The sequence below is a fragment of the Paludisphaera borealis genome, from assembly GCF_001956985.1.
Classification (GTDB): domain Bacteria; phylum Planctomycetota; class Planctomycetia; order Isosphaerales; family Isosphaeraceae; genus Paludisphaera; species Paludisphaera borealis.
This window is the reverse complement of sequence record NZ_CP019082.1, coordinates 2,231,028-2,245,057: the sequence shown is the minus strand read 5'-3', so window position 1 is coordinate 2,245,057 and position 14,030 is coordinate 2,231,028. Positions and strand designations below refer to the sequence as shown.

Here is a 14,030-nt window from a genome sequence, read left to right as displayed (position 1 = left end):
CGGCCGTTCGCATCGATTCACTCGCTGGCGCTTCGGGCTCGTGATTCTCACGCCGACCCGCTCCTCCTCGCGACGAATAGACCGGCGACCAGCACGACGGCGCCGACGAACATGGCTTGCGTCGGGGCGCTGAGGTGGGGCGAGAGCCAGGAACTCGTGAGCCCGAGCGCCGGGCCGAAGAGGATGATCGCGGCGGCGAGGAACGAGAAGGCGCCGACGATCCGCGATCGGAACAACGCCGCGATCACCAGCAGCAGTCCCGCCACGCCCAGGTTGGCGGCCAGGATCGCGCGCAGGGATTCGGGCAGCCACGGCTCGCCGAGCGGCTGGAAGAACTTCGCGCGCTCGACCTGAACGTCGACTTTTATGTCGGTCAGCAAGCCGGGGTCGGCGTTCTCGGCGGCCTTGCGGGCGAACTCGCCGACCTGCGAAGCGGCTTCTCCAACCTGTTCGGCGGTGACGATCTGGTGCGAGTGCGACCAGGCCGCCAGCCCCGCGAGAAGGACCGCGCCGAGGGCCAGCCGGGCCAGGCGGCCGAACGCGAGGCCCGTAAGAGCGTCGAACTGACGGCCGAGCGGCCCGGGGTGTGATTCGTGCTGCGTCAGGACGTTGTCGGGTTCCTCGACGGCGTTTCGCAGGCGTTGCGGCAGGTTCGGCCCCGCAGCCCGAGGCGCGCCGCCTCCGGCGAGCGCATGCTGCTCGTCGCGCCATTCGGCGGCGGCGAGGATCAGGGCCTTGGAGATCCGCCATGAGCGGCGGCGCGCGGTCATCAGGTTCAGCCCTTCCGCCTCCAACCGCGCCTCCTCGACAGTCTGGAACAGCCGTCGCAGGCGGTTGTCGCGCCGCCATTGGAGCAGGCTCGCCAGCCCGCGCTCGACGGCCCCCTTCCACGAGAGCCGGCCGGACACGAAGCCCGCTGAGGGGTCGTAAAGCCTGCGGAGTCGCTCGGCGGCGACCGCGCGGTCGCCGAACACGGCCGCGAACAGCGGCTCCCAGCCGCGCCCGGCCGTCGCGGCGAGCTTCTCGCGCAACAGCCGCTCGTCGTAGCCCGCCTGACGGAGCCGTCTCAGCACGGCGCTCACGGCGGCGACCGCCTGCGACGATTCGGCCGCGAACGGGCGATCGACGAAATAAGTGAACGCCCCCAACAGCGACCCGACGCACAGGCCGAGGAAGACCATTGAGCAGGCGAGCCCACTCTGGAACACCAGCCCGACGAGCACGAGCAGGCCGACGCTCGTGACGATCCACGACCGCAGTCCACCGCCGAGGAGGACTTCACGAACAAGATCTACGAGCCCCGACGGCCGCGCCGATTTCGATGTGAGGGCCAGGGCCGACGCGGTCAGCATTCCGAACCCGGCGATCACGACGGCGACCCGATACGCGCCCAGCCCGACGAGTAGCAGCAGGAACGCCAGCCAGACGCCCCCCGCTCCCAGCAAGATCAGGCGTCGGAGACGAGCGGCGGGTGAGTCGCTCAAGACCTGCGCCGCCTGCTGGATGGTTTCGTTAAAGGCGCGTTCGTCGGGCGTCTTCGGTCCGGCTCGCAGGCCGAGCCAATTCTCAAGGACGTCGATCACCACGTCCATGCTCGGGTAGCGTTCCTCGGGGGTCTTCCGGGTCATCGTCAGGATGACGTCCGAGAGGGCGTGCGGGAGGTTCGGCGCGAACTCGCGCGGGGGAATCAGCGGCTCGTTCTGATGGCCGGCGATCAGCTCGGAGGCGTTCGTCCGGGCGTACGGAGGGCGGCCGGTGACCAGTTCATAGAAGGTGCAGCCGAGCGAGTAGACGTCGGCACGGCCGTCGACCAGGATCGCGTCGCGGGCCTGCTCGGGGGCCATGTAGATCGGTGTGCCGACCGCCGCGCGGGCGATCTTGGGCGCGGCCGGCGCGGCGTCTTGCGAAGCGGACTGACCGCGCCCGCGCGGACCTTTCCGCCCCGCCTGGTCGAGCCCGCTCTCGGCCGCCGCCAGCGACGGCGTCGTCTCCAGACCGAGGTCGTCGACCACGACCAGTCCGTCGGGGCTGAGCCGCAGATTCTCGGGCTTCACGTCGCGATGCCAGATGCCTTGGGCGTGCGCGACCGCAAGCCCGCGCGCGGCCTGGAGAATCCACGCCGCCGCCTGACGGCCGTCGATCGGGCCCCGCCGAGCCAATTCTTCGGCCAGCGACGCCCCCGGCAAGTATTCCAGCGCGGTATAAGTCGACGGGCCGGCTCGACCGATCTCGACGATCGGCGCGAGGTACGGACTCGCAAGCTGGGCCGAGGCCAGCGCCTCGCGCAAGTGACGCTCGACGAAGATCGGATCGTTCGCGCGGTCGGCCTCGACAAGCTTGAGCACGACCGGCCCGGCGAGTGACAGCGGCCGGGCCAGCAGCGACTTGCCGCGCGGGCTGTGTCCCAGCAGTCTCAGCACGAGGTATCGCCCGACCAGCCGGGGCGTCCCACGCGGAAGCCGGCCGAGCTTGAACCCGGGGTCGGGCGCGTCGAGCGAGGCCGGCAGCGCCTCCAGCGACGGCGCGGGCTCAACCGGCTCGACCGATGATTTCGCAAACGGCGAGGCGACCGCGCCGCTCGCGCCGTCGGCAGGTATCGTCAGTTGAAACGTCTTCTCGCAGCCGGGACAGCGCGGGCTGAATCGGCCCGGCCGGATGTCGACGATGCGGATCGCGTGGTTGCACGACGGACAGTGGATCACCAAGGGGAGAAACCTCCGGCGGTCTGACGAGACGACTCAACTCGACTTCGAGTGGATGCGGGTCAACGTCCCCACGAACCGCTGACGGTGCGGCCGTCGCGCGACGACTCGATCGCGGCTTCGAGGATCGCCACCACGTCGCGGCCTTGCTCGGCGGTCACCGCGAGGGACTCGCCGTGCTTCAGGTGGGCGGCGATGTTGCCGTAGTAGCCGTCCCAGTGGGCGCGGACGGGGGGAACTCGGCGCTGGACGGTGGTGTGGGCCTCGGGGTTGCCCTCGGCCCCGGTGCTGAGTATTCCTTGAAGGCTCTCGGGCTCGTGCGCCTGGTCGATGTCGCCGGCGCGGAGGGCGTCTTCCTGGGGGTCGATTCCGAACTTCACGAAGCCCCCCTCGGTCCCCACGATCCACCACCGCGGGCGGTCGATCCGGCAGATCCGGCTGGTCTCCGCCTGGAAGACCGCGTTCTCGAACTCCATGACCAGTCGCCCGTGACCGCCGTTGTCGACGCCCGTCCAGGGGCTCTCGAACAGCCAGGCGGTCACCCGCCGGCAAGGGCCGAGCCCCAGCTGCAGCGCGTGGTCGACCATGTGCGCCCCCCAGTCGTGCAGGATCGTCCCCGAGGCGTCGACGCTGCCCCGCCAGCCTTGCGGCGCCTTGAAGCGGCACACCGCGCTCTCGAACAGCAACGGCCGGCCGATCAACCCTTGCGCGACGATCTCCTTGATGGTCGCGAAGTCCCAGTCCCAGCGCCGATTGTGAAAGACCGAGAGCATCTGCCCCGACCGTTCCCGGGCGGCGATCATCCGGTCGGCCTCTTCGGTCGAAAGGGCCATCACCTTGTCGACGACGCAGTGTCGGCCCGCGTCAAGGGTTAGAACCGCCTGCTCGGCGTGGATGTTGTGCGGCGTCGCGAGGACCACCAGGTCGACGTTGGGGTCGCCGAGAGCGTCGTCGAGGCTCGCGAACGTCTTGAGGCCCCGCTCGGCCTCGGCCTGCGCTCGCTTGGCGGCGTCGCGCGCGACCACGCCGTACAGCGTCAGCTCGGGCTGGCGGTCGATCAGGGGACAGTGGAACTCGCGACCGGCCAGGCCGTACCCGACGACGACTGTTCGAATCATGGAACGACCCCGAAATCCCGGAGAGAGCGACGTTTTTTCGATATCGGTCGGCCGTCGACCTTCGTTCCCTCCAGTATTCCCCAAGATGCGTCCATTATGCGAGATGAGTGTCTTGTTGGGGCGGGAACCGGGATGTCGCGACGCCGGTCGCCTGGGCTGTCCATACCTCGGCCGGCTTCGATTTCCTACAATGGTTGCGCCGCCCGGCGTTCGACCGAGCGACGGAGTTCTCGATTGGGAGAGGTTCATGCTTTCGAAGCCTGACGCTGCGGACGGACCTGACGAGGAACACCGCCCGACTTACCAGTTGATGCTCCGGCATCTCGCGAAGTTCCGCGACGGGGCGTTGGCCCTCCTACATATTCTCGACGGCGATCGTGCGGCCTCGGGCGACGAGAGCGCGGTCGCCGTCGCTCAGCCCGAAGCGGCGCCGACGCCGACGCCGACACCGACGCAATCGCCCCTCGATGCTCGGATCGAACGTCACATGGGGATGGTCGACCGGGTCCTCGAGCAGATCCGCGCCCTCAACCCCGACCAGGAGAATCGAGCGAAACTGCCGCCGGAACGCAGCGAGCAGATCCGGAAGAAGGAGTCGACCCTTCGCGACATCGTCAGCTCCGAACTCCACTACTGGTCGGCGACCATCGAGCACAACCCGCTCGAAAAGTTCGACCCGACCGAACAAGCGTGGATTCGTCGGATCATCCGCCTCAGCGACCTTCTCGGCGTCGACCAGAGCCACGGAGAGCACCTGAGGTTCCTTCACGACTGGGCGTCGAACGAGCACCACTGAGCCGCGCGAGGTGCGCTGGCCACGTCGATCGGCGTCGATTTGATTAATCGCCAGGCAGGGCCGATAATGGATAAGGAAAGCCATTTCTCGGTGAGATCGAGCGAACGAGGAGGTTCGTTCGTAGAACGGGTGCGGTTTCGGTAGTCGTGTCATCAACGGCCGCGTTTTCCTTTCGTCTGCGGAGGAGCGCCATGATGGTCGCATTGCATCGAGACGAACCCAGGATCGTCGGACCGCTTCCGGGGCCGAAGAGCGAGGCGTGGCTGGAGCGCGACGACCGCGTGATGTCGCCGTCGTACACGCGCGTCTACCCGCTAGTCGTCCGTCGGGCCAAGGGGGCGATGATCGAGGATATGGACGGCAACCGCTTCCTCGACTTCACAGCGGGGATCGCGGTGACGAACGTCGGCCATTCGCACCCCATGGTCGTGAAGGCGATCGAGCGTCAGAGCCGCCGGTTGATCCACATGTCGGGCACCGATTTCTACTACGAGCCGCAGATCCGGCTCGCCGAGCACCTGGCGCGGCTGGCGCCGGGAGCCGAGGCCAAGCGCGTCTTCTTCACCAACAGCGGGTCCGAGTCGATTGAGGCGGCGATGAAACTGGCGCGCCGGCACTCGGGGCGTCCGCGCGTGATGGCCTTCTTCAACGCGTTCCACGGCCGGACCTACGGCGCGCTATCGCTGTCGGCCTCGAAGCCGATCCATCGCAAGGGCTTCGCGCCGCTGGTCCCCGAGATCCACCACGCGCGCTACGGCGATCTCGACAGTGTCCGGGCCCTGCTCAAGACCGTCTGTCCGCCCGACGAGCTGGCGGCGATCTTCGTCGAGCCGATCCAGGGGGAGGGGGGCTACATCGTCCCCGAGGCCGGCTTCCTGCCGGGGCTGCGACGGCTATGCGACGAGCACGGCGTCTTGCTGGTTTTGGACGAGATCCAGAGCGGATTCGGCCGGACGGGCAAGATGTTCGCCGCCGAGCACTGGGGCGTCGCGGGCGACATCATCTGCCTCGCCAAGGGGATCGCCAACGGCCTTCCGCTGGGGGCGATCGTCGCCAGGGCGTCGGTGATGGACTGGCCGCGCGGCAGTCACGCGTCGACGTTCGGCGGCAACCCGGTCGCCTGCGCGGCGGCCCTGGCGTCGTTGAAGCTGATCGAGACGAAATACCTTCGCAACGCCCAGACGCGCGGGGCGCAGCTTCGCGAGGGCCTCGAAGCGCTCGGTCGTCGGCGCTCGATTATCCGCGAAGTTCGCGGCACGGGGCTGATGATCGGCATGGAGATTCAAGACGACGCCGGCCGTCCCGCCCCGGCGACGCGCGACGAGATCATCGACGCGGCGTTCCATCGCGGGCTGCTGTTGCTGCCGTGCGGACCGAGCACGGTTCGGTTCTGTCCCCCCTTGTGCCTGACCAGGCGCCAGGTTGAAATCGGGTTGGAGCTGCTCGACGCTGCCATTGGCGACGTCCGCGAGGCCGATCACGACGCCGCGACCGTGAGAGCGAGCCTCTGAACCCCACATACCGTCGGGAGAAATCACCATGTCGCTCGCCACGGCTCCGGAACCCCCCGCCGCATTCGAATGGCGGCGCTGGCCCGAAACTGAATCGGTCGTCAACGAGCTGGTCCAGCAGGCCCTCGCGGGCAACGCGTTCGCGCACCGGCTGGCCGAGCGGATGACCCCCGAGACCGGGACGATCATCCAGAACTGGCTCGACCACCTCGTCGTGAGCGCCCCCCCGTCGTTCGGCAGCCAGCTTATCGGCCTGGGCTATGAGCGCCAGGCCGCGACCTACGCCGTCGGGGTCGCGCTCTACGCGCACCCCGGCGCGATCTTCCCGAGGATCGCGCACGCGCCGGGTGCAAAGGGCGTGACGATCGTGAAAGACCTGGCGATCAAGGTCGAATCGGCCGCCGCGTTTTCGGGGGCGCACAATCTGGGGTTGAAGCTGCAAGGCTACCCGCTCGGTCCGTACCGTTTCGCCCGCGTTTTCGGCGACGCGACCGACCTGGTCGTGGTCGAGCGCCGCGGGTATCTCGGCTTCGAAGCCTACCCGAGCGAGCCGGCCCGGCTGGGGCTGATGAAGCCCCACGCGGCGCGCGACGCGCTCGCGGCCCGCGATTTGTGGCTGGCACGTCAGCGCCGGTTCGACGACGACGCCGAAGGTTTTAACATCACCGAGACCCTCGTGGGCGATGTGATCGATCTGGCCGGCTCGCGCGATCTGGCGTGTCATTTGATCTTCGAGGTCGAGCGAGACTACTGGCAATCGCGCAATCGCGCGGCGCAGGTTCAGAAGGCGCGGCAGGATCGGCTCGGACTCGGCTGGGCGAACCACGACCACCACACGTTCCGATGCTCACGGCGGTTCTTCCCGAGAGTCATGAAGATCTTCCAGCGGCTCGGTTTCGAGCTTCGCGAGCGGTTCCACGCTGGAGAGCACGCCGGCTGGGGGGCGCAGGTTCTCGAACATCCGACCACCGGCATCGTGATCTTCGCCGACCTCGACCTGGCGCCTGACGAAGCGACCCACGATTTCGCCCGCCAGGCCTTGCCCGAACTGCCCGAGCTGGGCACGGTGGGCCTCTGGGTCGCGCTCCACGGCGAGTCGATCCTCGAAGCCGGGATGCACCATCTCGAAGCCCAGTTCGAGTTCGACGCCCTCCGCGACGGCCTGAAAGCCGAGGCGGGCGTCGAGACCATGGCGCCGTTCTCGAACTTCCCGTTCCTGCGGCAAGCGTTCACCGCCGGCGAGCGCTGGCCGGTCGCGCCCCACCGGGCCGACCTCGCGCTCGCCAAGGGCTGGATCACCACCGACCAGCGCGACAAGTTCGTTCGCGACGGCGCGCTCGGCAGCCACCTCGAAAACCTCCAGCGCCGCGAGGGTTTCAAAGGCTTCAACCAGCAGGCTGTCAGCGCGATCATCGCGGCGACCGACCCTCGCCTGCATTGAGAAACCATCAAAGGAAGCTGTCGCGATCATGCCTTCTCCCCTTGCGGGAGAAGGTGGCCGAAGGCCGGATAAGGGGGAACCACGGGCTTCGTCCAGCGCCACGCCGATCGAATACCCCTCATCCGCCTCTGCGAGGCACCTTCTCCCGCAGGGGGAGAAGGGAATTCCGCTCCGATCGGTTATCACTCCCCGTCGAGGACGCCCTATGACCGGTGTGGATACGCGACCCAGCGAGCGACGCCCCGAGCCGCGCGACCTGCGCGGCTTGACCGAGGAGTTCGCGGCGATCGAGGACCGGATTCACCTCGGCGGCGGCTCCGAGGCGATCGAGCGGCAGCACGCCAAGGGGAGGAAGACGGCGCGTGAGCGAATTGAATGCCTGCTCGACACCGACACACCGAAGCTCGAAATCGGCCTCTGGGCCGCGCACGAGATGTACACCGAATGGGGCGGCGCGCCGTCGGCCGGGGTGATCGTCACGATCGGCGTCGTTCGGGGCCGCCGGGTGATCGTCGTCGCCAACGACGCGACCGTGAAGGCCGGCGCGTGTTTCCCTCTGACCATCAAGAAGATCCTCCGCGCCCAGGAGATCGCCCGGACGAATCGCCTGCCGCTCGTCTATCTCGTCGATTCATCAGGTGTGTTCCTGCCGATGCAGGACGAGGTCTTCCCCGACGAGGACGACTTCGGCCGGATCTTCCGCAACAACGCGGTGCTCTCGGCCGAGGGCGTCCCGCAGTACGCGGCGATCATGGGCAACTGCGTCGCCGGCGGCGCCTATCTGCCGGTCCTGTCAGACACCGTGCTGATGACCGAAGGCTCGGGCCTTTACCTCGCGGGTCCGGCGCTCGTGAAGGCGGCGATCGGTCAGGACGTCTCGCACGAGGACCTCGGCGGCGCGCACGTGCACGCGGCTTTCAGTGGCACGATCGACTATCGCGAGCCCGACGACGACGCCTGTATCGATCGCCTTCGCCGCCTCATCGCCGTCCTGCCCGACGATCCTAAGGAGCGATTGGACTCAGCCGTCGTCGAGCCTCCGGCGCGACCGGCCGGCGACTTCTATTCGGTGGTTCGGGCCGAAGCCTCGGCCCAGTACGACGTCCGCGACCTGCTCGCCTGCCTGCTCGACGGCGGTCTCTTCGACGAGTACCGCGCCGAGTACGGCAAGTCGCTGTTCTGCGGCTTCGGCCGGCTGAAGGGAATTCCGCTGGGGATCGTCGCCAACCAGAAGCTGCGGTTCCGGCCCGAGGGGGGAGGGCCGATGCAGTTCGGCGGCGTGATCTACGGCGACAGCGCCGACAAGGCCGCGCGGTTCGTGATGGAGTGCAATCAGACCGAAGCGCCGATCCTGTTCATTCAGGACGTGAACGGTTTCGACGTCGGCCGCGACGCCGAGCGCAGCGGGATCATCCGCCGCGGGGCGAAGCTCGTCAGCGCCGTGAGCAACTGCCGCGTCCCCAAGCTGACGTTGATCGTCGGCCATTCGTTCGGCGCAGGGCATTACGCGCTTTGTGGCCGGGCGTTCGACCCTCGGTTTTTGTTCGCCTGGCCGGGTGCCCGATACGCGGTGATGGGAGGCTCCCAGGCCGCCAAGACGATGCTCGATATCAACGTCGCGGCGCTGAAACGGCAAGGGAAGACGATCGACGACGAAGAGCAGAGCCGGATGGCCGCCGAGCTGCGCGCCCGGTACGATCGGGAGACCGACGTCCGGTACGCCGCCGCGCGGCTCTGGGTCGACGCGATCATCGACCCCGCGCGCACTCGCGAGGTGCTGTCGTTCGCCCTCGACCTGGCCGTGCGCACCCGAGCCCCTTCGCCGATCACGACGGGCGTTTACCAGGTATGACGGCGGTGCAAACCCGAAGCCCCGGAGGTCGATCATGGACCAGCAGACGAACCGCCGGCCGATCCGCATCGGCAACGGCGCGGGCTTCTGGGGCGACTCGCTCGACGCCCCGTTCCACCTCGCGCGCGACGGTCGGCTCGACGTCCTCACGCTCGAATACCTGGCCGAGCTGACCCTCGCGATTCTCAGCCACCTTCGATCGAAAGATCCGAACGCCGGTTACGTGACCGATTTTCCGCCTTTGCTCCAACGGCTCGCGCCGATCCTGGTCGAGCAGGCCGACTTGAAGATCGTCACGAACGCCGGCGGCCTGAACACGGCGTCGTGCGCGGCTGTCTGCGCAAGGATCGCGGCGGGCAACGGGCTGGACGACATGCCGATCGGCGTTGTGACCGGCGACGACGTCCTCGGTCGGATCGCGTCGTGGAGAGCCGAGGGCGTTGCGCTCGATCACATGGAGACCGGCGAGCCGATCGAGCGCGTCGCCGATCGCCTGGTTTGCGCCAACGTCTACCTCGGCGCGCGGCCGATCGCCGAGGCGCTGGAGCAGGGGGCGCGGATCGCGCTGACGGGCCGCGTCGCCGACGCCTCACTGACCGTGGGTCCGGTCGTCGACCGGTTCGGCTGGAAGTGGGACGATTGGAACCGTCTGGCCGGCGCGAGCGTCGCGGGCCACCTGATCGAGTGCGGCGCTCAGGTGACGGGCGGCTTGTGGGAAGGCTGGGACGGGATGCCCGACCCGGCCGGGATCGGCTACCCGATCGCCGAGGTCGCCGTTGACGGCTCGACGGTCGTCACGAAGGTCGAGAGGACTGGCGGCGTCGTCTCGCGGGCGACAGTGACCGAGCAGATCGTTTATGAGATCGGCGACCCCTCGTGTTATCGGACGCCCGACGTGGACGTGGATTTCACGACCGTCGCACTCGACGACCAGGGGCCGGACCGGGTGCTCGTGCGGGGGGCTTTGGGACGACGGCCGTCGGAGTTCCTCAAGCTGGCGGCGGTGTATCGAGACGGCTGGACGGCCAGCGGCATGCTCGCGGTGGTCGGCCGATCGGCCGAGGCCAAGGCCCGGTTCGCGGCGGGACTCGCCTTTGAGCGGGTGCGGCGGGCTGGGTTCACGCTTGAGCATTCGCTGGTCGAATGCTTTGGCGCGGGGGACGTTGCGCCAGGGGTCTTCCGTCCCGAGAAGCCGGCCGAGGAAGTACTGATGCGAGTCACGGTTCGCGACCCGTCGCGCGCGGCGGTCGAGCGGTTCTGTCGCGAGCTGGCGCCGTTGATCACGTCGGGGCCGCCGGGCCTGGCGGGCTATGCGACGGGGAGGCCCACGGTCCGTCCAGCGTTCGGCTACTGGCCCGCCCTGGTTCCTCGGGGTCTGGTCGATTCCCAAGTCGAAGTCCGACCGTCGTGCGACTGGGTGGGAAGGGAGGGCGATCATGTCGATTGAATCGCGATTCGTTCGCCTGGGGGAACTGGCCCACACGCGGAGCGGCGACAAGGGGGACGGCTCCAACATCGGCGTCGTCGCTCGCGATCCCGCCGCCTTCCAGTGGCTTCGCGACCGCCTCACGCCCGAGGCCGTCGCCGACCACCTGTGCGGGCTCGGCGTCGGTCGCGTCCAGCGATTCGAGCTTCCCAACCTGCTGGCCTTCAATTTCGTGATCGAACATGCGCTCGGAGGCGGCGCCAGCCGGTCGCTCCGGCTCGACTCGCAGGGCAAGGCCCTGGGGACGGCGCTTCTGGAGCTGAGATTGGAAGACCCCAAACCCGACGGAGCCCATCAAACCGCGTTCGAGGAGACATGCGCCATGACCCATGCACTGGTCAAAACCGACGTCGACGGCCCGGTGACGATCCTGACCCTCGCGCGGCCGGCCAAGCGTAATGCGCTCTCTCGCGACCTGATCTCGAAGCTCCGCGACGAATTGGACCGGATCGCCAAGACGCCGCGGATTCGGTCGGTCGTTCTGACGGGCGAGGGGAAGGTGTTCTGCTCGGGCATGGACCTGAAGGAGGCGGCGGCCGACGACGCGTCGACCGAGGCCCAGCAGGCCGGCGTGGACGCGATGCACGCCTTCGCCGACCTGATCCGACGGCTGCACACGTTGCCCCAACCGGTGATCGCCGCCGTCAACGGCGACGCCCTGGCCGGCGGCGCGGGGCTGATGACCGCCTGCGACGTGGCCGTAGCCGTCGCCAAGGCCCGGATCGGCTATCCCGAGGTGCTTCGCGGCCTCGCGCCGGTGGTCGTCATGCACGACCTGACGAGTCTTATCGGCGGCCGTCGAGCCCGCCAATTGCTGCTGAGTGGCGAGCCGATCACGGCGGAAGTGGCTCACGCCTGGGGGCTCGTGAACGAGATCACGCCCGACGACGGATGTCTCGCCGCCGCCGTCGAACTGGGCAAGCGCTACGCCCGAGGCGCGCCGGGGGCCCAGGCGATGGTGAAGAAGCTGCTCGTCGAGACCGACGGCAAGCCCGCCGACCTCCGCGGCGCGGCGGCCGTCAGCGCCGCGATGCGCGGCTCGGAAGAAGCGCGGGAGGGCATGCGCGCGTTCCTGGAAAAGCGCCCGCCGCGCTGGGTATCCTGACCACGACGTCGTCGGTTGGCTCTCGCGAGGTGCTCCATGACCGGAACGCGGCTCGACTCCCTCCCCTGGGTGTACGACCAGACGATGGGCGGCGTGCTGCGGCGAGCGGCCGAGACCTGGCCGGAGCGCGACGCCTTGGTCTTCCCGGCGCTCGGCGTCCGCTGGTCGTGGAGCGACCTCGACGCGCGCGCGGATCGCATGGCGTCGGCCTGGATCGCGCAGGGGATCGAGGCTGGCGAGCACGTCGGGATCTGGTCGATGAACGTCCCTGAATGGGTCGTGTCCCAGTTCGCCGCCGCCCGGGCCGCCGCCGTTCTGGTGAACATCAACCCGGCGTACCGCCTGCATGAGCTGGAGGAGGCGCTCCGGCTCGCCGACGTCTCGACCATGATCGTCGGCAGCCCGTTCAAAGGCTCCGACTTCGTCGGCATGGCCCAATCACTTTGCCCCGAGGCGGCGACGGCCGACGGACCCGAGTGGTCCTCGTCGCGGTTCCCCCGGCTCCGTCGCTTGATCTCGCTCGGCGCGCGGCCGTCTCCCGGATGGCTGAGCTGGAGCGAGCTTGAGAACGGCCCGCGCGCGACAGCCGCCGATCTCGCCGCCCGGCAGGCGCCGATGCGGGCCGACGACGTCTTCAACATCCAGTTCACCTCGGGGACGACCGGCCTGCCCAAGGGCGCGATGCTGACGCATCGTAACGTCTTGATGAATGCGTATTACGTCGGCCGGCGGCTTCTTTACACGGAGCGCGATCGGGTCTGCGTGCCGGTGCCGTTCTATCACTGCTTCGGCTGCGTGCTGGGGACCGCCGTGTGCACGGTCGCGGGCGCGGCGATGATCGTTCCCGCGCCGGCGTTCGAGGCCGGCGCGACGCTCGCGGCGATCAGCGGCGAGCGCTGCACGTCGATCTACGGCGTGCCGACGATGTTCGTCGCGCAGCTCGAACATCCCGATTTCGCCAAGCACGACCTGTCGAGCCTGCGCACCGGCATCATGGCGGGCGCTCCGTGCCCGTTGCCGCTGATGGAGAAGGTGACGACCGTGATGGGGGCGAGGGAAATCTGCATCGGATACGGGCAGACCGAAGCCTCGCCGATCATCACGTTTACGGCGGTCGACGACCCGATCGAGTCGCGCGTTGGGACCGTGGGCAAGCCGCTGCCGGGGATCGAGGTCAAGCTGGTCGACCCGGCCACGGGGAGCGATTCCCCCCCCGGCGAGCCCGGCGAGTTGTGCGCCCGGGGGCACGACGTGATGGCGGGTTACTACAAGAATCCGGCCGCGACCGCCAGGGCGATCGACGCCGAGGGATGGCTGCACACCGGCGACCTGGCCCGGCTACGCGACGACGGCAACTATCGGATCGTCGGGCGGTCGAAGGAGCTGATCATTCGAGGGGGCGAGAATATCTACCCGCCGGAGGTCGAGGAGTTTTTGAACACGGTCCCCGACGTCAGTGAAGTGGTCGTCGCCGGGCTCCCCGACCGCAAGTACGGCGAGATCGTCGCCGCCTGGATCGTCCCCAGCCCGGGCGCGACGATCACCGAAGCCGACGTCCGCCGCTTCTGCCACGGGCGGATCTCACACTTCAAGATCCCGGAGATCATTCGGATCGTCCCGCACCTACCGCGCACGGTGACCGGCAAGGTCCAGAAGTACCAGCTTCGCGATCAGGCCATCCGCGACCTCGGCCTGGAGGACGTCACCGCCGTTCCCACGGCCTGAGATCGTCGGACTTCGGCCGATCGACTGGGGAGATCAGGCTGCGTTGTGCGCTAACTGCCGACGGCGCGAGGCGGCCAACGACAGAAGCACCGGGACGAGTCCCATGACCAACGTCGAGGGCTCCGGAACCGCCGTTCCGTCATTGAACAGGAAGTTGGGGCCGAACACGCCAGGGGCGGCGACGCCTGCAAATGGTGATGGCGATCAAGTATTGCTCTCCGGCGACGAGAGCAAGACTGCTTCCCAAAGAATAGTAGCGGAAGCCGTCGAGGAGAACTCCTCCCGTCCCGGTGG

The 14,030-nt window shown here is 68.3% G+C and carries 9 protein-coding genes; 7 read left to right on the top strand and 2 right to left on the bottom strand.

What is annotated here, in order from left to right; all coding sequences use genetic code 11:
• Nucleotides 1-47: 47 nt before the first annotated feature.
• Together BSF38_RS08745 and BSF38_RS08740 are read right to left on the bottom strand one after the other, a co-directional pair.
• Entirely contained in the window at nt 48-2,702 is a 2,655-nt protein-coding gene (locus BSF38_RS08745; RefSeq protein ID WP_237170902.1) for a serine/threonine-protein kinase, read from the bottom strand.
• 62 nt (nt 2,703-2,764) lie between these two features.
• Nucleotides 2,765-3,820 carry a Gfo/Idh/MocA family oxidoreductase gene (locus BSF38_RS08740; protein WP_076344810.1) on the bottom strand — a complete coding sequence of 352 codons (1,056 nt, stop codon included), beginning with the start codon at nt 3,818-3,820 and terminating at the stop codon, nt 2,765-2,767.
• A 247-nt stretch (nt 3,821-4,067) separates the two neighbouring features.
• On the opposite strand from BSF38_RS08740, the gene BSF38_RS08735 reads away from it, so the two are divergent.
• The 7 genes from BSF38_RS08735 (at nt 4,068) to BSF38_RS08705 (ending at nt 13,736) form a co-directional block, all read left to right on the top strand.
• The gene (locus tag BSF38_RS08735; RefSeq protein WP_145952031.1) at nt 4,068-4,616 is read left to right on the top strand and encodes a hypothetical protein; all 549 of its coding nucleotides are present in this window, start codon (nt 4,068-4,070) and stop codon (nt 4,614-4,616) included.
• Nucleotides 4,617-4,810: 194 nt separating this feature from the next.
• Nucleotides 4,811-6,127, top strand: a complete 1,317-nt coding sequence (locus BSF38_RS08730; RefSeq protein ID WP_076344806.1) for an acetyl ornithine aminotransferase family protein — start codon at nt 4,811-4,813, stop codon at nt 6,125-6,127.
• Between the two features lie 28 nt (nt 6,128-6,155).
• Complete coding sequence (locus tag BSF38_RS08725) at nt 6,156-7,568, top strand: hypothetical protein (RefSeq protein ID WP_076344804.1); 1,413 nt, start codon at nt 6,156-6,158, stop codon at nt 7,566-7,568.
• 205 nt (nt 7,569-7,773) lie between these two features.
• Complete coding sequence (locus BSF38_RS08720; RefSeq protein WP_076344802.1) at nt 7,774-9,420, top strand: acyl-CoA carboxylase subunit beta; 1,647 nt, start codon at nt 7,774-7,776, stop codon at nt 9,418-9,420.
• Between the two features lie 34 nt (nt 9,421-9,454).
• On the top strand, nt 9,455-10,867 hold the full coding sequence (locus BSF38_RS08715) for an acyclic terpene utilization AtuA family protein (RefSeq protein WP_076344800.1): 1,413 nt from the start codon (nt 9,455-9,457) through the stop codon (nt 10,865-10,867).
• Nucleotides 10,857-12,011, top strand: a complete 1,155-nt coding sequence (locus BSF38_RS08710; RefSeq protein ID WP_237170808.1) for an enoyl-CoA hydratase/isomerase family protein — start codon at nt 10,857-10,859, stop codon at nt 12,009-12,011. Before BSF38_RS08715 ends, BSF38_RS08710 begins: the two co-directional genes overlap by 11 nt.
• Before the next feature lie 36 nt (nt 12,012-12,047).
• Nucleotides 12,048-13,736: an AMP-binding protein gene (locus BSF38_RS08705; RefSeq protein ID WP_076344798.1), complete on the top strand. Its 1,689-nt coding sequence runs from the start codon at nt 12,048-12,050 to the stop codon at nt 13,734-13,736.
• Nucleotides 13,737-14,030 lie beyond the last annotated feature (294 nt).